We start from the raw sequence: 22,304 nt of genomic DNA, 5'->3' as shown, positions 1-22,304 counted from the left end.
ATAAAAACGCCCTTTTAAAGGGCGTTTTTTTATTATCGGCATGGTTTAGGTTATTCCATGGATATCATTTTGATGTGGTTTTCCTCCACTTTTTCATTAATGGCCGTGGCTTGTTTTTTGACCAAAGCATTTAATTCATTAATCTGAACATCAAGTTCCTTGGTGACTTCCCCAAAAAATTCCTGGGCTTGTTTGGTAGGGCGTTGATCTCCACGTTGTGAGTCTGCCAAAAGGAAAGCTAGTCTGTTATTAATCCGGATTCCAAAGTTCAAAGGATCCTGGCTACTTTGATTTTTGGTCATATGGATCTTGTTCTCGATAACAGAAAGCTCTGATTCAAATGTGTCCACCAAATTTTTGATCTCGGCATTATCCGTTGTTTTTTCCTTGAGATAGGTCAAATCCTTCTTGATGTCTCGAATGTTGATAATGGCCTTGTTTGCTCGGGTAACTTGGTCGCGGACTTTCATCAAAAAATCAAATTGCTGTTGAAAATCATCTTGGGTCAACGGAATGCGGGGATCTTTTTCAATGGAAAAAGTCTGTTCCATGGTGGTCCCATTATAGGTCAGGCGAACTTTGTAACTACCTGGCACCACCTTTGGGCCCACATTGGGAGACGAATAAAAGATCATCCCCTTGAATTCTTCATAACCGGGGTATCGCATGTTCCAAACCATTCGGTTCCCCCCTTTTTTCACCTCTAATTTTTGGATGGACGATGGTTTCATCCTATCCGGTGATGCGGTGTTGGCATAGCTTCGGATGAGTGTTCCGTCCATTTCCAAAATATCCAAAGAGACCTTGTCGCCTTCCTTCAAATCCTTCAAGTAGAAATTGATAATAGCACCATTGGGATGGTTTTCGCCCACTAATTTGGTATCGGGCTCCTGCCAGCCCCCATCTTGATGCATTCGGTAGGCCATATCGGGCTTGTACAGATAAAAAGCACTGTTCTTGACCTCGTCCGAAAGTTGGTGCAAAGGGGTAAGGTCATCGATCATCCAAAAACTTCTACCATGTGTGGCGGCAATAAGATCATTGTCCCTTAAATGAAGGTCCCTGATAGAGGTTATGGGCAAATTCAACTGAAAAGGCACCCAAGATTCCCCATTATCAAAAGAAACGAACATGCCCCATTCGGTACCGGCATAAAGCAATCCTTCTCTTGTCTTGTCTGACCGGATGGCCCTAGTGTAATAATTATCGGTGATGCCATTGGTGATCGTTTTCCAAGTTTTTCCATAGTCGTCGGTCTTGTATAAATAAGGAGTGTAATCCCCAAACTTATAGGCAGAAGCCGCAACATACACGGTTCCTTTTTTAAATGGACTTGGGTCGATGCAGTTGATCATATTCAATTTTGGGGACATGGCAGCTGGAGGCGTCACATTTTCCCAAGTTACCCCATTATCCCGTGTTACATGGATGAGTCCGTCATCACTTCCGGTCCATATGACTCCTTTTTCCAGAATGGATTCGCTGATCACAAAAACGTTGGAATAAAACTCTGCCCCTGTATTGTCTTGGGTGATGGGTCCACCGGACGACATGATGGTTTCTGGGAGACTTCTTGAAAGGTCAGGGGAAATCGTTTTCCAGGACTGACCGCCATCGGTGGTGGCATGAAGGTAATTGGATCCCGCATAAAGTACATTGGAATCATGCCTACTAAAGGTAACCGGATAGTTCCAGTTAAAACGGTATTTCATGATTTCCGCTCCGGAACCTGCAGGGTTGTCCGGCCACACATTGGTAGAAATGGTCTGCCCCGTGGTATGGTCCAATCGGTTCATGTATCCTTTATAGGTTCCGCCATATACCAGTTGATTGTTTTTAGGGTCAGGGGCCAAATGCGCGCTTTCCCCGCCGGCGGTGGGTTCCCAATCCGCTTCCGTAATGGCATTTTCTGATGTACGATGGGAAATTCGGAGCGCGGTATTGTCCTGTTGGGCACCATAAATACGGTACGGGAATATACTATCCGTGGCAATCCTATAAAATTGGGCCGTTGGTTGGTTGTAATAGGTGGTCCAGTTGTTACCGCCATCATTCGATATCTGAGCGCCACCGTCATCGGCTATGATCATGCGCTGGTTGTTGTTGGGGTCTATCCAAAGGTCGTGGTGATCACCATGGGGCGCATTTTTTAGTGTGAAGGTCTTGCCGTCATCCGTAGAAACTCCATAACTGACATTCATGATCCAGACCTTGTCAATATTTTGGGTGTCGGCATAAATTCTGCTGTAATACCAGGCCCTTTGACGAAGGGCGCGGTCTTCATTGATTTTTTTCCATGTTTTCCCAGCATCATCCGAACGGAAAACCCCACCGTCCTTAGCTTCGATAATGGCCCAAACCCGATCAGAATCCAAGGGAGAAACTGCTATGCCCACAATGCCCCAAGGAAATCCAGGTAAGCCTGAATGTTCAGAAATATCGGTCCAAGTATCACCCCCATCGGTACTTTTGAACATTTTACTATCTGGTCCGCCACTGTCCATGCGGTACCCGTTTCGTTTCATTTCCCAAGTGGCCGCATACAGGATACGGCTGTTGTTGGGATCCATGATCAAATCTCCGGCGCCGGCCTTATCGCTGATGTATAGCACTTTTTCCCAGTTTTTTCCGCCGTCCATGGAACGATAAACGCCGCGAGTCTTGTTGGGTTTCCATAAATTACCAATGGCCGCTACATAAACAATATCCGGGTTTTTTGGGTGGATACGAATACGGGCAATATGTTCGGAATCTTCCAAACCAATAAACTGCCAAGTTTCCCCGGCATCCATACTTTTCCATAGTCCTTTCCCTGAGGAAACGTTACCGCGAAGGGTTTGTTCCCCTTCACCTACATACATAATGTTGGGATCGGATTCCGAAACAGCGACCGCTCCAATGGAACCACCAAAATATCCATCGGAAATGCACTCCCAAGAATTTCCTGCATCAGTAGATTTCCAAACGCCACCACCGGCAGTACCCATATAATATAGGTTGGGGTCGCTGGGAACTCCGGTTACGGTTCCTGCACGTCCACCCCTGTGCGGACCCACCATACGCCACTCCATTCCGCTGTAGAGGGATTGGTCATAGGTTAGAGTATTTTTGTTCGATTTTTTTTGTGCAAAGGTTGGATGCCAACAGACCATGGCAAGCGCCAAGATCAAGTAACGATGGTTCATTTTAAAGAGGTTTAGCTAGTTATAGCCTTAAAAATACTAATTAATTCAACTGCAATTTTAATCCCATACTTATAATTGTCGGTTTTCAATTTTGATGAAGATTTTAGGTGATTTGTATCAAAATCAAAGCATTCAAATCTTAAAGTTTAAATTTTAATATACTTTTGTTACCACAAAACCCTGTGCATGCCAAAGAATTTAGTTATTGTAGAGTCCCCTGCAAAGGCAAAGACCATAGAGCGATTTCTGGGAAAAGATTATCAAGTTGAGTCTAGTTTCGGACATATCGTCGACCTTCCTTCAAAAGAATTGGGTGTAGATGTTGAGAACGATTTCAAGCCAAAATATACCGTAGACAAAGAGAAAAAGACCTTGGTGAAAAAACTCAAGGACCTTGCACAAAAAGCGGAAGTTATTTGGCTCGCAAGTGATGAGGACCGCGAGGGAGAGGCCATTTCTTGGCACTTGGCGGAAGAGTTGAAGTTGGACAAAAGCAAGACCAAAAGGATCGTTTTTAACTCCATTACCAAATCTGCCATTCAAAAGGCCATTGAAAATCCGAGGGACATCAACTACAATCTGGTAAATGCACAACAGGCCCGAAGGGTATTGGACCGTTTGGTGGGTTATGAATTGTCACCAGTGCTTTGGAAAAAGGTAAAACCAGGACTTTCGGCAGGTAGGGTACAATCCGTTGCCGTACGTTTGATTGTGGAACGTGAACGTGAAATTGAGGGATTCACTCCCGAAGGTTCGTTCAGGATAAAAGCAGAATTCAAAACAAATGGGGGCAGTGTGTTCGCTGCAAAGTTGAACAATACCTTCCCGACCAAGGCTGCTGCCGAGGCTTTTTTGAAAAATAATATCGGTGCTGATTTTGCTGTTGCCGATCTGGCCAAAAAACCGGCCAAAAAATCCCCTGCACCGCCGTTTACTACGTCAACCCTTCAACAGGAAGCATCACGTAAGCTGTATTTTTCGGTGAGCCGCACCATGCAGGTGGCCCAACGTCTTTACGAAGCAGGTTTGATCACCTATATGAGAACGGATAGCGTCAACCTTTCCAACGAAGCGCTAGCTGCGGCCAAGGATGCCATCGTTGAAAGTTATGGCGAAGAATACAGCCAAGTACGGAACTTTACGGGCAAGACCAAAGGTGCCCAAGAGGCCCATGAGGCCATTCGCCCAACCGATATGAAATTACAGTCCCCTTCCTTGGAGCGGGACCAGTCCAAGCTTTATGAACTGATTTGGAAACGGACCCTTGCTTCGCAGATGAGCGACGCCGAGTTGGAACGCACCAATGTAAAGATCAAAGCCACCACCCATAATGAAGAATTTATCGCGAATGGTGAGGTAGTCAAATTTGATGGGTTTTTAAAGGTGTATCTAGAAGGTACGGACGACGAGGATATTTTGGAAGAACAAGAAGGGATGTTGCCTGCTCTTCGAGTGGGAGAGCCTCTTCAAAACATATACATTTCTGCAACAGAAAGGTTTACCAGGCCGCCTTATCGTTACACAGAGGCTTCTTTGGTGAAGAAGTTGGAAGAACTGGGTATCGGTAGACCATCTACTTATGCGCCGACCATTTCCACTATCCAAAACAGGGGATATGTGGAAAAAGGAACCATAGAAGGTACCGAAAGAAAGTACATTCAATTGGTTTTGGAATCTGAAAAGGTATCGGAACAGAATCTCTCCGAAATGGTAGGATCGGACAAAGGCAAATTGGTGCCTACGGATATCGGAATGATCGTGAACGACTTTTTGGTGGATCATTTCACCAAAATCCTCGATTACAATTTTACTGCCAAGGTAGAGGAAGATTTTGATGAGATTGCCGCAGGTGATGAGGATTGGCAGGAAATGATGAAAAACTTTTACAAGGATTTTCATCCCAATGTGTTGCAAGTTGAAGAAAATGCCGAGCGCGCTAGCGGGGAACGTGTTTTGGGCGTAGATCCAAAAACCGGTCGTCAGGTGTCCGTTCGTTTGGGCCGATTTGGTCCTATGGTACAAATAGGTACTGCGGAAGAAGAGGAAAAGCCCCTTTTTGCCAGTTTGTTGCCCGATCAATCCATCGGTACCATCACGTTTGAGGAAGCCATGGAACTTTTTCAATTGCCACGAAAACTGGGTGTGCACAAAGGAGAGGAAGTAGAGGCCAACGTGGGTCGATATGGCCCTTATGTACGTTTCGGTAAAAAATTCATCTCCCTGGATCAAGGTGAAAGTGCCTTTGATGTGGATTTGGCCCGCGCCATTGAGTTGATCGAAGAGAAGGAAAAGGCCGATGCGCCCATTGCCACTTATGAAGGAAAAGAAGTGACCAAAGGCAAGGGAAGGTTCGGACCGTTCATCAAATGGGATGGAATGTTCATCAATGTGAACAAGAAATACGACTTTGATCATTTGTCACAAGCCGATGTGATCGAATTGATCGAGGATAAAAAAATTAAGGAAGCCGAAAAAGTGGTCCAAGATTGGCCAGAGGAAAAGATCAGGATCGAAAAGGCCAGATGGGGAAGACATACCATTATAAAAGGTAGGGTAAAAGTGGAGCTTTCCAAAGATGTGGATGTCGCCAAGATGACACTGGAAGAAGCCAAGGCCCTAATTGATAAGAAGACACCAAAGAAAAAAGCCGCGACAAAAGCTAAGAAATAATATGGCGTTCGATTTTTTGATCCCTGTTTCGGACAAGGTATTGGCACATTCCGAATTGTTGCCACAACAGGCATTGGGCAAAAACATTTTCATGCACACCGAAAAGGACGGCCTTCCCGTCTTCGCCCAAGCAGATGTTGCCATTTTTGGTGTATTGGAATCCAGGAACGCTTTTGAAAAGAAACCGGAGAAACTCGATTTGAGTGAAGTCCGCATCCAATTGTACAAACTCATGATGGGCAATTGGAACTCCACCATCATCGATATTGGGGATGTGGAAGAAGGTGATTCCGTGGAGGATACCTATTTTGTGGTAAAGGAAATCGTGGCCGGACTTTTGGAAGAAAACATCATTCCGGTGGTGATCGGACTTACCCAGGATATAACGTATCCCACCTATCGTGCCTTTGACAAGATCAAGGATATGGTCAATTTGGTTTCCATAGATAGCCGTTTTGATTTTGGTGAAGATGAGGAATTGATCTCTTCCCACTCCTATATGAGCAAGATCATTACCGATAAACCCAACAATCTTTTCAATTTCTCCAACATTGGTTATCAGAGCTATTTTAATGCGCAGGAAGAGATGGATCTTATGGAGCGTCTTTTCTTTGATGCGTACCGATTGGGTGAGATTGCTAACAATATTGGTCTGGCAGAACCTGTGCTGAGAAGTAGCGATATTGTAAGCTTGGATCTGAGGGCCATCCGAGCTGCGGAAATAGGCATGTCCAAAAACTTTTCACCTAACGGATTCACGGGAAGGGAGATATGCGCCATAGCCCGGTATGCGGGTATTAGTGACAGGGTTTCCCTTTTCGGTATTTACGAAGGGGAGAATTCACCACAGGCATTTCAGATGATCGCCCAGATCATTTGGTATTTTATAGAAGGGTTGAGTTTCAGGATCAAGGAACAGCCCAGCTCCAAGAGCGAAGACTTCACAAAATTCACCGTACCCACGGACTCCGAGGAACTGGTATTTTTCAAAAGCCATGTTACGGAACGTTGGTGGGTAGAGGTGCCATCAATTTTAGCAGAACATACTAAAACAAATTCGGTTGCGTTATTACCATGCACCGAAGAGGACTATTTGGATGCTTGCAACCAAATTATCCCAGAAAGGTGGTTCAAAGCCTACAGAAAAGGCTTTAACTAAACAAATTAAAATTTTGAGCATTGCTTGTGTTTGCACAATAATTTATTCAAAAATCAGTTTTGAGAATAATGAAAATGTGTTTCACAGTCTAAAATCTTGAATCGATAATTTAACCTAAAGTATGAGAAAGCTATTCTTTTCATCTCTAGCACTTGTTTTTTTGCTGAGCAGTTGTGGCTCCAAATCCAAGTCAAAAGGTGAACTAGTTGGGGTCAGTGGAAAACAATGGCATCCAGAAAAACCCTATGGGATGGAACTGATTCCCCGCGGCGCCTTTGTAATGGGTAAGGCTGAGGAGGATCAGGCGAAAGTATTGAACGCTCCGACAAGAACGGTTACCGTACGTTCCTTTTATATGGATGATACGGAAATCACCAACAGCGAATACCGTCAGTTTGTGGAGTGGGTAAAGGATTCCATTGTTAGGACCAGATTGGCCATCTTGGCCGACGAGCTTGGCATTGGACCGGAAGATGAAGGTATTGGTGAATATTCTTTTAAGGATACTGATACAACCGAATTGTCCGCTTATGACAAATATATGCTCGACAACTATGCCGGACTTGGTGAAACAGGCTATGAAGGTAGGGCGTTGAATAAGGATGTGGATTTGATCTGGGATACTTCAGAATATCCGGATGAATACTATTCCGAAGTAATGGATTCCATCTATCTTCCTGAAGAAGAAAGCTATAATGGACTTAGGTCTATCGATGTGACCAAGTTGAAGTACAAGTACAGCTGGATGGACATTGAGGCTGCCGCCAGGGCAAAGACCGGAGGAAGAAAAGATTTTATCAGACACGAGGAATTGGAGATTTATCCCGATACCACGGTTTGGATCAAGGATTTTGAATATTCCTATAATGAACCCATGCACAACGATTACTTCTGGCACGATGCCTACAGTGATTATCCTGTTGTGGGTGTAAACTGGATGCAGGCCAAGGCGTTCTGTAACTGGAGGACCAAATTCAAGAATGACGATCAAAAATCTCGTGGCAAGCAGTTCGTGAACCAGTTCAGGTTGCCAACAGAGGCCGAGTGGGAATATGCCGCCAGAGGTGGTATTGAAGGGGGAACCTACCCTTGGGGTGGACCATATGTGATCAGCGATACCGGTTGCTTTATGGCCAACTTTAAGCCACAGCGTGGTGACTATGCTGCAGACGCTGCTTTGTACACCGTGGAGGCCAAATCATTTGAACCTAACGATTACAATTTGTACAATATGGCAGGGAACGTTTCGGAATGGACCAATTCCAGTTTCGATTCGGGAGCCTACGAATACCTTTCAACCATGAACCCTAACGTGGGATCTGGCCAAAACAAGAGAAAGGTAATTAGAGGTGGATCTTGGAAGGATGTTGCATACTTCCTACAGGTGAGCACCAGGGATTACGAGTACCAGGATTCTGCAAGGAGCTACATCGGCTTTAGAACGGTACAGGATTACATGGGAGAGGAAGACTCTACCAACGGAAGAGGAGGATTATAAAACAACATTTATCGAGAGAACGCTATATAAATCAAAGTTTGTAACCAAATACTTATTTATATAACTTAATTAAAACTAGAATTATGGCACAGTCAAAATCAACAAAAAAATTGTTTAACATGGCCTACGGGCTTGGAGCATCGGTAGTAATTATTGGTGCATTGTTCAAGATCCTTCACTGGGAGTTTGGACCCCTTACAGGTGGACTACTTCTTGCGGTTGGACTTATTACCGAGGCATTGATCTTCGCTATCAGTGCATTTGAACCAGTAGATGACGAATACGATTGGGCTTTGGTTTATCCAGAGTTGGCAGGTGGTCAGCAAACCGCTAGCAAAAAGCAAGATGCCAAAGACGCCAAAGAAGCTGAAGGTATCCTTTCCAGAAAATTGGACGAGTTGCTTAAAGAAGCCAACATCGACGCCAATCTATTCTCTAGCTTGGGTGAGAGCATCAAAAGTTTTGAAGGTGCCGCTAAAAACATCGCGCCTACCACAGATGCTATCCAACACACCAAAAAATACTCTGAAGAGTTGTCTCATGCAGCCGCTCAAATGGAGTCATTGAACAGCTTGTACAAAGTACAATTGGAAAGCGCTAGCCGTCAAGCTTCTATCAACGAAGAAGTAGTACAGAACGCTGGTGCCTTGAAAGATCAAATGGAATCTTTGGCCACCAACCTTTCTTCTTTGAACGGAGTTTATGGAGGTATGCTTTCCGCCATGGGAGGTAGAAAATAATTAGAGTTTTTGATCAACAGAAAACAACCCCAAATCAAATTAATTTTTAAAATCTAATTAAAACATGGCAGGAGGAAAACAAACACCACGTCAGAAGATGATCAACCTTATGTACTTGATCTTCATCGCGATGTTGGCCCTGAATATGAGCAAGGAAGTTCTTGCAGCTTTCGGACTAATGAACGAAAAACTGGAGACTTCAAACACCAGTATGGACGCAAGTAACTCTGACTTTTTGGCCAGCTTGGGCACAAAAGCGGAAGAAAATGCTGAAGAATACGGTGAACTTTACCAAGATGCTCAGAAGATCAAAGAGCTTTCCGATACGTACTATACGTATTTGGAAGGATTGAAAAAAGGAATGACCCAGGATCTTGAAGATCCTAAAGATTACGTGGTCATGGACAAATCTGATTTCTTGGATCAAAAATTCTGGCAAGGAGACAACTTGGCTCCTGAAGGAAAAGAGTTCATGAAGCAGATCAATGATTACCGTGAAGGTGTGATCAGTACTTTGCCAGCTGAAGGTTTCGAATCTTTGAAGGCATCTGTTAAGACCCGTTTTGCTACCAATGATGGTAAAAAAGACGACGGTAAGGTAGAAACTAGGGATGGTACCCGTCAAGATTGGATCAACTACCACTTTGAAGGATTTCCTTTGGTAGCCTCCTTGACCAAACTTACCCAGTTGCAAGCCGATATCAAGACTACTGAACAAGAAGTATTGAAGACCCTTTTGGAAGGTGAGTTGACAGAGGCGGTTTCTTTGACCAACTTTGCCAGTGCCCTACAAGCTCCTAAAACAGCTTACTATTCCGGTGAAAAATACGATGGTAAGATTATTGTGAGCAAGACTGATAAGACTTCTACTCCGGTAAAAGCTGAATTGACCTTGGATGGTAGACCATTGAAGGAAGGAACCGATTACGCATTGGAAGCTGGTGGTATCAAAATGTTGATTAGTGCCGGTACCCCAGGTGACCACACCATTAAAGGAACCATGACCTATATGCAGGACGGAAACGAGGTACCTGTAGAAGTGAACAACACTTTTGCCACCATCTCTATGCCTAACGCAGCCGTTATCTCTGCAGATAAGATGAACGTGGTTTACCGTGGTGTTGCCAACCCAATGACAATCTCCATTCCTGGTATTCCTGATAACAAAGTGTCTGCTTCAGCTGCCGGTTTGACCAGAAGAAGTGGTAGCCAGTACATCATGAACCCAGGTACAGGTAGAACAGTAACCATCACTGCTTCCGGTACTTTGCCTGACGGTAAAGGTATCTCCACCAAATCTGAGTTCCGTATCAAGGATATTCCAAGACCTAGTGGTACCGTACGTGGTGAAGCTGGTAGCATCAAGATGCCAAAGAACAACCTAGAGATTTCCACAGTAAGCGCTATGTTGGAAGACTTCGATTTCGATTTGAATCTTTCTGTAAGTGAGTTCAAGTTCAAAGTTCCTGGTCAACCTACTGTAGTGGTTAGCGGAAACAAATTGAATGATCAGGCCAAATCAGTTCTTAGAAGAGCTGGTAGGGGAGATGCAATTCAAATCTTTGATATCCAAGCTTACATCACCAACAACAGGGATTACAAGTTGAAAAAAGTATCCCCGGTAATGGTTGAGCTTACAAACTAATAAAGTATAAAAGTATACAAGTGATCATGAATTGGAAAAATGTATTAATAATCGGATTGTTGGGCGTTTTGCCCGTATCAATGATGGGTCAGGCAAACATTTTGAATGCCAAGTTGCCCGATGATATTGGTAAGAAGACCCAAGCTCAAATAGAGCAGGACGCCGATGAACCCCTAAAATATGGTTATGTGGATGATAGGGATATCCTTTGGTCCAAAACCATATGGGAAATTGTCGATCTTGACGAGCGTGTAAACTTTCCGTTGTACTATCCAACCGATACCATAGGTATTGGAGCAGATAGAAGGTCTTTGTACGATGTTCTGATGAAGAACATCAGAAATGGAAAGCTAACGGAAATCTATACCGATTCCTATTTCACTGAGAAGAGGAAACTGGAAGATCTTTCCGCTACCTTGAGCAAAATCGATACCACGGACCTAGGTTACGAACAGTTGAATGCCGGTGAGCAAATTTCCCCAGAGTTCATTAACAAAAGGGATCTTACCGCTGCGGACATCGAAGAGTACCACATAAAAGGTATCTGGTATTTCGACAAGCGCCAGGGAGAGCTTAAATATCGATTGTTGGGGATTGCACCTGTTGCTCCCGACGTGAATTTTATTGACGATGAGTCTGTAGATCCAAATTCCAATAAAGTTGAATTGTTCTGGGTATGGTTCCCAGCGGCCAGGCAGATCCTGCATGAGGCCAAGGTATACAACCAGAGGAACTCTGCAAGACCTCTTTCCTTTGATATGCTGTTGAACGCTAGACGTTTCAATGCAGTGATCTACAAAGAGGAAAACGTACATGAAGATCGCAAAATTGATGATTACATTTTTGACAATGCATTGTTCCAGTTGCTTGAAGCCCAGAGGATAAAAGAATCCATCAGGGATAGGGAGCAGGACATGTGGGCCTACTAATTCGGTCCAAAAGACAAATTTCCAATTCAATACAAATTACGCCGCACAATTGTGCGGCGTTTTTTTTGCAAAAACTTCATTGACCCTGGCAATAAGAAGGCTGTATATGGCTAATTTTGGTCCATGCTGGATTATATAGTAGTAGGTTTGGGCTTGGCCGGAATTTCTTTTTGTGAGGTGTTGGAAAAGGAAGGAAAATCTTTCAAGGTTATTGCTGACAGTTCGCAACAAGCTTCCCAAGTAGCGGGCGGGTTGTACAACCCCGTTATTTTAAAACGTTTTACCATGGCCTGGAAGGCCAACGAGCAACTGGAACAGGCCAAACCTTTTTACGCAGGGTTGGAGCAAAAATTGGGGGTTAAATTGGATTACCCCCTACGGGTATTGCGCAAATTTGCCTCCATAGAGGAACAGAATATCTGGTTCGAAGCGGCCGACCGACCCGGATTGGACCATTTTCTGTCCACAGATTTGGTTCAGAACCAAAACCCGTCCATTGAGGCGGCATTCGGTTTTGGCGAAGTAAACCATACGGGCAGGATAGATACTGCAGCGTTGGTAAATGCCTATGGGTCCTATCTGAAAGAAAAAGGCATTCTCGATAGAAATTCTTTTGAATATAATTCCCTTGTTCATTACAATGATTATGTGGAATACCAAGGTGCAAAGGCGAAAAAAATTGTTTTTGCATGCGGTTATGGCCTAACACGGGATCCCAATTTTGGGTACCTGCCTTTGAACGGGACCAAGGGTGAGTTGTTGATCATCTCGGCGCCCGATTTTAAGGAGGATAATGTAATCAAGTCTTCTGTATTCACCATTCCCATGGGCGGGGATAAATACTTGGTCGGGGCCACCTACAAATGGCAGGATAAGACCAATATTCCCACGGAAGAATCCAAGAATGAACTTTTGGAAAAATTGGCCACCTTTTTAAAATGCGATTTTGAGATTTTAAATCACGTGGCAGGAATCCGTCCTACCGTAGCAGATCGCAGACCTTTGGTGGGCAGACATCCGGAACATCAAAATCTGTATGTATTGAACGGATTTGGATCCAGGGGCGTACTAATCGCTCCCTATGCCTCACGACAATTGTTCGATCACATCGAAAATGGGACTACACTCGATCCCGATATCGATATCAAACGCTTCACCAAAAAATACTATAAAAATTAACCTTTTATAGGGTGATGATGCTCTATGGCATTTGCATCATACTTGATAAAGAAATTGATCCAAATGTTACGGGACAACCTAATGATCACCGGCATAAAAACCACCAAAGTAGATACGATGGCAATAAAGGAAGTCTTCAATGAAGTACCGATAAAAAGATAGGTAATCACAAAAGCGGCAACAGCAAACGCAATACCTACGGCATAGCTCACATACATGGCCCCATAAAAGAAAGAGGGCTCGATTTTATATTTTAATCCGCAGTGGGAGCAACGTTCGTGCATCTTAAAAATTTGGGAAAGCGCATAGGGATTAGAGGCCTGATACATGCTCTCCTCTTGGCACCTAGGACAACTTCCTGTTAAAATGCTGTAGATTTTGGTTCCTTTTTTTAACATTTGCACCGATTTTTACGCAAAAGTAAAGATACTGCGAGTTTTGATATGTAATTCAGGTCACATAAAATGCTAAATGTTCACAATCTTTCCGTAGCCTTTGGGGGCGAATATCTTTTTGAAGAAATCGCATTTCGATTGAATGGCGGTGATAGGGTCGGTCTGATCGGTAAAAATGGAGCGGGTAAATCTACCTTGCTTAAGTTATTGTCCAAGGAAATGCGTCCGGATGAAGGCACCATTGCCATGGAAAAGGACATCAAGATCGGTTTCTTAAAGCAGGATATCGATTTTGAACTGGGACGAACCGTTTTGGAGGAATCCTACCAAGCCTTTGCCGAGATCAAATCCCTTGAAAAACAGTTGGACGAGATCAATACAGCTTTGGCGGAACGCACCGATTATGAAAGCGAGGGCTACCACCAGTTGATGGTGGACCTTACGGATGTGACCCATCGATATGAAATTTTAGGGGGATACAATTACCAAGGAGATACCGAGAAAGTATTGTTGGGACTAGGTTTTAAAAGAGCCGATTTTGAAAAACTTACGGATACCTTTTCCGGTGGATGGCGTATGCGTATTGAACTGGCCAAACTTCTCTTACAAAGTAACGATGTGCTGTTGCTCGATGAGCCTACCAACCACTTGGATATTGAATCCATCATTTGGTTGGAGCAGTTTTTGAACAATTATTCCGGCGCTGTTGTAATTGTTTCGCACGATAGGATGTTCTTGGACAACGTAACCAACCGTACCATAGAAATATCATTAGGTAGGATCTATGATTACGGCAAACCCTACACCAAGTTTTTGGAACTGAGGAAGGAGATCAAGGAACAACAGCTCAGTGCACAAAAGAACCAAGAAAAGCAAATCCAACAGACCGAACGTTTGATTGAAAAGTTCAGGGCCAAAGCCAGTAAGGCCTCCATGGCGCAGTCGCTCATCAAAAAACTGGACAAGATAGAACGAATAGAGGTAGATGAAGAAGATCACAGTGTAATGACCGTTCGTTTCCCCGTGTCCGTAACTCCAGGTAAGGTGGTTGCCGAGGTAGAAAACCTTTCCAAGAGCTATGGTCAAAAAAAGGTATTGGAAGGAATAGACCTTTTGGTGGAAAGAGGAAGCAAGACCGCTTTTGTAGGACAGAACGGTCAAGGGAAGACTACCCTAGCTAAGATCATGGTCGGGGAGTTGGACTATCATGGCAATCTAAAAACAGGTCACAATGTACAGTTGGGATATTTCGCCCAAAACCAGGCCGAATATCTGGATGGCAGCAAAACCATTCTCGATACCATGTTGGAAGCGGCCAATGAAAGCAACAGAAGTAAGGTCCGTGATATTTTAGGGTCCTTTTTGTTCCGTGGTGATGACGTGGAAAAGTATGTAAAGGTGCTTTCTGGAGGGGAACGAAACCGTTTGGCACTGGCCAAAATGCTGTTGCAGCCCTTCAATGTGCTCGTGATGGACGAGCCTACCAACCACTTGGACATCAAATCCAAAAATGTACTAAAACAGGCCCTTCAAAACTTTGAAGGAACTTTGATTCTGGTTTCCCACGACAGGGATTTTCTCCAAGGGCTTACAGACCGGGTCTACGAGTTCAAGGATGGAAACATCAAGGAATATTTAGGTGATATCGACTTTTATCTGGAGCAAAGAAAAGTTGATGATTTCAGAAAAATTGAGAAAGGTGACAAAAAGGTAGAAGAAAAGCAACAATCTGAAACAAAGGAAAACGACTATAATACCCAGAAAAAGTTAAAGTCCTTGAAGAACCGATTGAGCGGTGTTGAAAAGCGCATTTCACAATTGGAAAAGGAAATTGCCGACATTGACCATCAATTGTTAATGGACTACGACACTACCATCGCCAAAACCGGTTTTTTTGATAAATATCAAGGAAAAAAGAAGGAATTGGAGACCCAAATGAAGGAATGGGAAAGCATCTCCAATGAACTGGAAATCCTAGGATAATAAACACTTTTGAAAGTTGACCACAGATTAGGGCTGCTTCACAACAAATTTTTATCAGTTCGCCGATTTAATTTGTAAGGTTTTTCATATTCTTATTAATTTGTAGGTAAATTCCGTACAGGTAAATAAGTATTAAATGAAACGATTGGCCATTTTCTTCTTTTTGTTGACTGCCTCAGTTGGCATCTCCATGGCAAACGGACAAGTTTCCCAAAGGGAAAGGGATGTTCTAGTTGACCTATACAATAGTACCAAAGGAGAGCAATGGAAGGTTACTTGGAACCTTGAGGCCCCTGTTGAAAAATGGAAAGGTGTTGAGGTACAGGATGGACATGTTGTAGGAATAACCCTTTTCATGAACAATTTGGACGGTACCTTGCCAGAAAGTCTGGGCAAGTTAAAATACCTGACCCGTTTAAACTTGGCCTTTAACAATATTACCGGGGTATTGCCCAAGGATATTGTGAAGCTGGAAAGTTTAAAGGAATTCCGTTTGGAAATGAACAGGATCAAAGGATCCATCCCACAAGAAATAGGACAATTGAAGAATTTGGAAGTCTTTTCCATGTTCAACAATTTTTTAAGCGGCCCCATTCCGGAGACGTTTGGGAACATCAAAAACTTGAAGGAACTGAACCTATCAAGTAATAACTTGAAAGGCATCATCCCAAAATCTATAGGAAACCTTTCCAAATTGGAAGCTTTGGGTCTGTTCGAGAACGGTTTGGAAGGGGAAATTCCGGCTGAAATAGGCAAATTGGGTCAATTGAAGGAACTGGTTTTGGCCAATAACCAATTGGGTGGTGAGATTCCTGTGGAGTTCTCACAATTGGCAAGCCTTCAAATCTTGCAGATACAAAACAATCGATTCAATGCCTACACGGGCTTAAAGGCCATGGATGCCAAGCAATTTTTGGTGTTCGATGCCGATGACAAATCCCTTAATCCTAGATTTAACAGTATAGAGTTTGATCGCTCCCGAATGGCGGATACCAAGTTTGAGGACGATGAAAACAATGAAAATAATGAGTAGTTAGTTATTACTTTAGTTTGTTTGGTTTGGGGATACAGGCATGTATCCCCTTTTTTGTTTTAATGGTTTAGGATGCTTTTTAAGATTTCTTTAACCATTACAAAGAATGTAGCGAATAGTTTTGCAACGACTAATTCAAGTGACTCATGCGAAAGCTCATCATTTCGGCCGTGATAGGCGGCATCCTCATTTTGGCATCCCTATATTTTGCGGGCGTTATAGCAGGTAGCAAAGAAAATAGAAGGCCACAGTCCCCCAAAGTAGTAAAGACCGTTTTTGTGGATACCGTTAAGAACAAAACAATCCCACTGGTGGTTCCTGCCAATGGAAACTTAAAGGCCAAAAAGAGGGTAGAGCTTTATTCCGAAGTGCAAGGGGTATTTAGGCCAGGTAGCAAACTTTTCAGAAGTGGCCAGGAATATGCCGCTGGGCAGACCTTGATCCGTATCGATGCTGATGAATATTACGCTTCCGTGCAGTCGGCAAAAAGTACTTTGTACAATCTGCTTACTTCCATTATGCCGGATTTACGATTGGATTATCCTGAAATCTATCCCAAATGGCAAACCTACCTTAATAGTTTTGACATGGAAAAAACTACGCCTGCCTTACCTGAAATGGGTTCGGAAAAGGAGAAGTTTTTCATTACGGGAAGAGGAATTATTTCCAACTACTACGCGGTTAAAAATTTGGAGCAGCGTCTATCAAAATATATTATTTCCGCTCCTTTTAGTGGGGTGTTGACGGAAGCCTTGGTTACCGAAGGTACCTTGATCCGATCAGGACAAAAACTGGGAGAGTTCATTAGCACTGGGGAATACGAACTGGAAGTTTCTGTGAGTAAAACCTATGGCGATTTCTTAAAAGTGGGTAAGGAAGTGGAACTCCACAACTTGGACAAGACCAATACATATACCGGCAAGGTTACACGCGTAAATGGAAGGGTAGACCAAGGTTCTCAGACCATTACCGTGGCTATTGAGGTTGATGGTGCAGACCTGAAAGAAGGCCAATATCTGGAGGCCAGTCTGGAGGCCAGGGAAGAAGCCAACGCTATAGAAATTAACCGTTCCCTGCTATTGGACAACGACCAAATATTTGTGGTGAAAGATTCCATCCTCGATTTGATGTACGTGGACCCTGTTTATTTTACGGACAAGACCGTAGTGCTTAAAAATGTTCCCGATGGGGAGGTAATCGTTTCGAGGCCTTTGTCCGGAGCCTATGCTGGCATGTTGGTGAAAGTATACAATAAAACTGCCCAGCCGTGAGAAAGGTCATTTCCTATTTTATAAAGTACCACATGGCCGTCAATATTTTTATATTGGCGTTCGTCGTGTTCGGAATTGTGGGGATGCTATCCTTAAAATCCTCCTTTTTTCCGCTATCTGAATCCAAAAATATACTGATTACCATTACCTATCCTGGGGCATCTCCCCAAGAAATTGAGGAGGGTATTGTGTTAAAGATCGAGGACAACCTTAAAGGGTTGGAAGGGGTTGAACGTGTGACCTCTACCTCACGGGAGAACAGTGGATCTATCAATGTGGAAATAGAAAAGGGCAGGGAAGTGGATTTCATGCTTTTGGAAGTAAAAAATGCGGTGGACCGTGTACCGACCTTCCCAACCGGTATGGAACCTTTGATCGTGGCCAAATTGGAAGCCGTTCGGCCCACCATCAGTTTTGCCATCAGCGGCAAGGATATTCCACTGGCTACCCTAAAACAAATTGGACGCCAAATTGAGAATGACCTGAGGGCCATTGATGGTATTTCCCAAATTCAGATTGATGGATACCCGGATGAGGAAATTGAAATTGCCGTAGACGAGAACAGGCTTTTGGCCTACAATCTCTCCTTCAATGAAGTGTCGCAAGCAGTGGCCAATCACAATATTTTGGTTACAGGGGGTAACATCAAGACCGATACTGAGGAATATTTGATTCGCGCGAACAACCGTTCCTATTTTGGGGATGAACTTTCCAACATTGTGGTACGAGGCGATAGTGAAGGTCGTACTGTACGTTTGAAAGATGTGGCCACCATCCGTGACCGCTTTTCCGAAACGCCCAATGCTTCCTATTTTAATGGAGAATTAGCGGTAAACGTTACCATTACCAGTACCAATACGGAGGATTTGTTGGGTTCTTCAGACAATGTGAAGGAATATATCAAAGACTTCAACGAAAAATACACCAATGTTCAGCTTCAAATTATTGATGATAGATCGGTAACCTTGAACCAACGTACCCAATTGTTGACCGAGAACGCCATTGTGGGGATGCTTTTGGTTTTGGGCTTTTTATCCCTTTTTCTAAACACGAGGTTGGCTTTTTGGGTGGCATTCGGACTTCCCATTGCGTTTTTGGGCATGTTCATCTTTGCGCCGATGTTCGATGTGACCATCAACGTGTTGTCCTTGTTCGGGATGATCATTGTAATCGGTATTTTGGTGGATGATGGGATTGTGATTGCCGAGAATATTTATCAGCATTACGAAGATGGTAAACCTCCGGTTCAGGCGGCCATTGAAGGGACCATGGAGGTGATACCGCCCATTCTTTCGGCCATTATTACCACGGTTCTGGCATTTTCCATCTTTTTGTTCTTGGATAGCCGTATAGGGGAGTTTTTCGGGGAAGTTTCCGTAATCGTTATTCTTACGCTTTTGGTTTCTTTAGTAGAAGCATTGATTATTCTTCCTGCCCACTTGGCACATTCCAAGGCATTGCACAAGCTGGATGATAAACCCAAGACCGGCATTGCCCAGGTATTTGCCAAGCTGCGTGTCATCAACAAAATAGGGGATAATATCATGGCCTACATGCGCGACAAATGGTATGGCCCAGCACTAAAATTTGCCCTTCAATATAAAATATTGACGTTTGCCCTATTCTTTATGGCCTTGGTACTCACCTTTGGATCTATTGGCGGAGGGATTGTACGTACTGCCTTCTTTCCTATGGTGGCCAGCGACCAGATTTCCATAGAACTTCGGATGCCGAACGGTACCAATGAAAAGGTTACCGATTCCATCATAAGCTTGATTCAGGAAAAGGCCCATATCGTAAATGATGAGTTATCGGAGAAATACCTGAAGGGAATGGACAAAAAGCTCTTTGTGAACATGATCAAGAATTTGGGTCCTGGATCATCTTCGGCAAGATTGGAAATCAACCTATTGCCAGGAGAGGAGCGTCCGGACAACATCCGAACCGATATGGTCACCGGTAGGTTAAGGGAACTCGTGGGACCCGTAATCGGTGTGGAGAGTTTGATCTATGGATCTGGTGGAAATTTTGGGGGAAGCCCAGTTTCTGTTTCCCTATTGGGCAATAATATTGCAGAATTAAAAGCGGCCAAAGACGAATTGAAACAGGCCATGCTTAACAATGCCAACCTCAAGGATGTTACCGATAACGATCCGGCTGGTATCAAGGAAATACGGTTGCAGCTTAAAGAAAATGCCTATTTGTTGGGATTGGATCTAAGAACGGTGATGAACCAAGTAAGGGCTGGTTTCTTCGGTACCCAGGCACAGCGGTTCCAACGCGGACAGGATGAGATACGGGTTTGGGTTCGCTATGATCGTGAGAACCGATCCTCTATCACCGATTTGGATGAAATGCGCATTGTGGCACCCAACGGAGACCGTATTCCCCTTAACGAAATTGCCAATTACACCATTGAACGTGGGGATGTGGCCATCAACCACTTGGATGGAAGAAGAGAAATTCAAGTGTCTTCTGATTTGACCGATGCAGAGACTACGAGTGGTACCGATGCCATGGCGTGGATCAGGAGTGAGGTAATGCCCGAAATCGTTTCCAAATATCCCTCCATAACACCATCCTATGAAGGACAGAACAGGGAAGCCAACAAACTTTTCGGTTCGTTAGGATTTGTAGGGCCAATAGTGTTGTTCCTTATTTTTATCACCATCGCCTTCACCTTTAGAAGTATCAGTCAACCTTTATTGTTGATACTTTTAGTGCCCTTCAGTTTAACGGCAGTGGCTTGGGGCCATTGGATCCATGGTTTCCCAATCAACATATTGTCCATGTTGGGTATCATCGCTTTGATTGGGATCATGGTAAACGATGGATTGGTGTTGATCGGTAAGTTTAACATCAACCTAAGAAATGGTCTTAAATTCGACGAGGCACTGTATGAAGCGGGTCGTTCCCGTTTTAGGGCCATCTTTTTAACATCGGCCACCACCATTGCAGGTTTGGCGCCGCTTCTTTTGGAAAGAAGTAGACAGGCCCAGTTTTTAAAGCCTATGGCCATTTCCATTGCGTACGGAATTGCATTTGCAACTATCCTTACCCTTCTTATGCTTCCACTGTTCCTTTCCTTTGGAAACAGTGTAAAAGTGGTAGCAAAAAGATTGTGGACAGGGGAAAAAGTAACCCCGGAAGAGGTAGAACGCGCCATTAGGGAACGGGATGAAGAAGAGTTGTTGATAAAGGAAAGTTTGCCCAGTAGCAATGGAATTGATCATGATGGAATCCACGCAGAAGAACACGGAACCTCAATAGAAGAAGAGACCACACGATAATGAAGAACAGTCGTAATTACACAGCACTTTTATTTTTGATTTTTGGTCTTTATGTGCATGCGCAAGATCAAGTACTTTCCAAAGAAGAGGCCATCGATATGGTCTTGGAGAACAACTTGAGCATTCAAGTGGCCAAGAATGCCAAATTGATAGGGGATAACAATGCCAATATCCTGAACTCGGGCTATCTGCCAACGGTGACTGCCAATGCCGGTGGTAGCATAGACAAGCAGAACTCTGAAGGGGTTTTGGCGAATGGTGACACCCGTACCGCGGAAGGTGCGGAGACCCGTAGGTACAATGCTTCAGTTAACGTTAACTATATTTTGTTCGATGGTTTGGGCAGACATTACAATTACAAAAGTTTTCAGGAGCGTTCGCAACAAACAGAACTTCAGGTTAGGCAAACTATTGAAAATACCATTCTTCAGTTGTTCTCCGTCTATTATGAAGTGGCCCGTTTGACCGAAAACACCCATACCTTGGAGCAGGCCATGGAAATTTCCAAGGATAGATTAAAACGTGCCCAATACCAATTTGAATTTGGTCAGAATACCGGGTTAGATGTACTTAATGCCGAGGTGGATATCAATACGGATAGCATCAACCTGTTGAATTCAAGGCAATTGTTGCGTAATACCATGCGTGACCTGAATTTAATCTTGAATAGGGACCTTACCAATCTTTTTGTTGCCGATACTACCGTGAAATTTATTCCTGGTTTGCAAATGGAAAACATGTACAATGAAGCTAAAATGAACAATGTAAGGCTTCAAATTGTAGAAAAGGACATTAATATCAGTGATAACAACATCAAGGTGGCCAGAAGCGGTTTTTTGCCTACCATTGGCCTTACTGGCACCTATGGCTGGAACGAATCCAACAACAATAGCCCCTTAGCTTTTACCTTGCAAACGACTTCTACTGGGGTTACGGGGTCCATCAATTTGTCTTGGAACCTTTTTGATGGAGGAAGCACCATAACCGGAATCAAGAATGCAAAGATCAACTTTGCGAACCAAGAATTGGCGAAAAAGCAGATTGAATTGGAAGTGGAGCGTGATATCCGCAATGCTTGGGATAGTTATTCCAATGCCTTGTATGTGTTGGAGGTGCAGGAAAAAAACCTTCAGACCAACCAAAACAACTTTAACCGTACCGATGAACGTTATAAATTAGGTAGGGTAACCTCCATTGAATTTAGACAGGCACAATTGAATTTGTTGAACGCCGAGCTTGCTAAGAGTCAGGCCAAATACAATGCAAAACTGGCTGAACTGTTCATGTTACAGGTGAGCGGCCAGTTGCTCAATGTGGAATTTTAGGT

14 protein-coding genes are annotated in these 22,304 nt (G+C 43.7%); 12 read left to right on the top strand and 2 right to left on the bottom strand.

Annotated features, from left to right (window positions below):
- Positions 1–50: 50 nt before the first annotated feature.
- The gene (locus LKX84_RS05720; RefSeq protein WP_228236178.1) at positions 51–3,185 is read right to left on the bottom strand and encodes a WD40/YVTN/BNR-like repeat-containing protein; all 3,135 of its coding nucleotides are present in this window, start codon (positions 3,183–3,185) and stop codon (positions 51–53) included.
- Between the two features lie 186 nt (positions 3,186–3,371).
- On the opposite strand from LKX84_RS05720, the gene topA reads away from it, so the two are divergent.
- The 7 genes from topA (at position 3,372) to LKX84_RS05685 (ending at position 13,005) form a co-directional block, all read left to right on the top strand.
- A complete protein-coding gene (topA, locus tag LKX84_RS05715) occupies positions 3,372–5,855 on the top strand; it encodes a type I DNA topoisomerase (RefSeq protein ID WP_228236177.1) in 2,484 nt (827 codons plus the stop codon).
- Between the two features lies 1 nt (position 5,856).
- The gene (locus LKX84_RS05710) at positions 5,857–7,014 is read left to right on the top strand and encodes a formimidoylglutamase (RefSeq protein ID WP_228236176.1); all 1,158 of its coding nucleotides are present in this window, start codon (positions 5,857–5,859) and stop codon (positions 7,012–7,014) included.
- A 121-nt stretch (positions 7,015–7,135) separates the two neighbouring features.
- Positions 7,136–8,512, top strand: a complete 1,377-nt coding sequence (gene gldK / locus LKX84_RS05705; protein ID WP_228236175.1) for a gliding motility lipoprotein GldK — start codon at positions 7,136–7,138, stop codon at positions 8,510–8,512.
- Between the two features lie 83 nt (positions 8,513–8,595).
- Positions 8,596–9,252, top strand: a complete 657-nt coding sequence (gldL, locus tag LKX84_RS05700; protein WP_228236174.1) for a gliding motility protein GldL — start codon at positions 8,596–8,598, stop codon at positions 9,250–9,252.
- A gap of 64 nt (positions 9,253–9,316) precedes the next feature.
- On the top strand, positions 9,317–10,897 hold the full coding sequence (gldM, locus tag LKX84_RS05695) for a gliding motility protein GldM (RefSeq protein ID WP_228236173.1): 1,581 nt from the start codon (positions 9,317–9,319) through the stop codon (positions 10,895–10,897).
- 26 nt (positions 10,898–10,923) lie between these two features.
- Positions 10,924–11,826 carry a gliding motility protein GldN gene (gldN, locus tag LKX84_RS05690; RefSeq protein ID WP_228236172.1) on the top strand — a complete coding sequence of 301 codons (903 nt, stop codon included), beginning with the start codon at positions 10,924–10,926 and terminating at the stop codon, positions 11,824–11,826.
- A gap of 123 nt (positions 11,827–11,949) precedes the next feature.
- Complete coding sequence (locus tag LKX84_RS05685; protein ID WP_228236171.1) at positions 11,950–13,005, top strand: NAD(P)/FAD-dependent oxidoreductase; 1,056 nt, start codon at positions 11,950–11,952, stop codon at positions 13,003–13,005.
- On the opposite strand, the gene LKX84_RS05680 is transcribed toward LKX84_RS05685, so the two are convergent.
- On the bottom strand, positions 13,002–13,403 hold the full coding sequence (locus LKX84_RS05680) for a DUF983 domain-containing protein (RefSeq protein WP_228236170.1): 402 nt from the start codon (positions 13,401–13,403) through the stop codon (positions 13,002–13,004). The genes LKX84_RS05685 and LKX84_RS05680 overlap by 4 nt on opposite strands.
- Positions 13,404–13,469: 66 nt before the next feature.
- Between LKX84_RS05680 and LKX84_RS05675 the strand changes: the two genes are divergently transcribed.
- The 5 genes from LKX84_RS05675 (at position 13,470) to LKX84_RS05655 (ending at position 22,302) form a co-directional block, all read left to right on the top strand.
- Positions 13,470–15,383, top strand: a complete 1,914-nt coding sequence (locus LKX84_RS05675; RefSeq protein ID WP_228236169.1) for an ABC-F family ATP-binding cassette domain-containing protein — start codon at positions 13,470–13,472, stop codon at positions 15,381–15,383.
- A gap of 136 nt (positions 15,384–15,519) precedes the next feature.
- On the top strand, positions 15,520–16,416 hold the full coding sequence (locus LKX84_RS05670) for a hypothetical protein (RefSeq protein WP_228236168.1): 897 nt from the start codon (positions 15,520–15,522) through the stop codon (positions 16,414–16,416).
- Positions 16,417–16,562: 146 nt separating this feature from the next.
- Entirely contained in the window at positions 16,563–17,687 is a 1,125-nt protein-coding gene (locus LKX84_RS05665; protein WP_228236167.1) for an efflux RND transporter periplasmic adaptor subunit, read from the top strand.
- Positions 17,684–20,977 carry an efflux RND transporter permease subunit gene (locus tag LKX84_RS05660; RefSeq protein WP_228236166.1) on the top strand — a complete coding sequence of 1,098 codons (3,294 nt, stop codon included), beginning with the start codon at positions 17,684–17,686 and terminating at the stop codon, positions 20,975–20,977. Before LKX84_RS05665 ends, LKX84_RS05660 begins: the two co-directional genes overlap by 4 nt.
- Positions 20,977–22,302 (top strand): TolC family protein, encoded by a 1,326-nt coding sequence (locus LKX84_RS05655; RefSeq protein WP_228236165.1) that lies wholly within the window; start codon positions 20,977–20,979, stop codon positions 22,300–22,302. Before LKX84_RS05660 ends, LKX84_RS05655 begins: the two co-directional genes overlap by 1 nt.
- The last annotated feature ends 2 nt before the right edge of the window (positions 22,303–22,304 follow it).

Origin of the sequence: Allomuricauda sp. M10, assembly GCF_020782875.1 — a bacterium.
Taxonomy (GTDB): Bacteria; Bacteroidota; Bacteroidia; order Flavobacteriales; family Flavobacteriaceae; genus Flagellimonas.
Note: the sequence above shows the minus strand (reverse complement) of the source record. Positions and strands in the feature narration are given on the sequence as shown.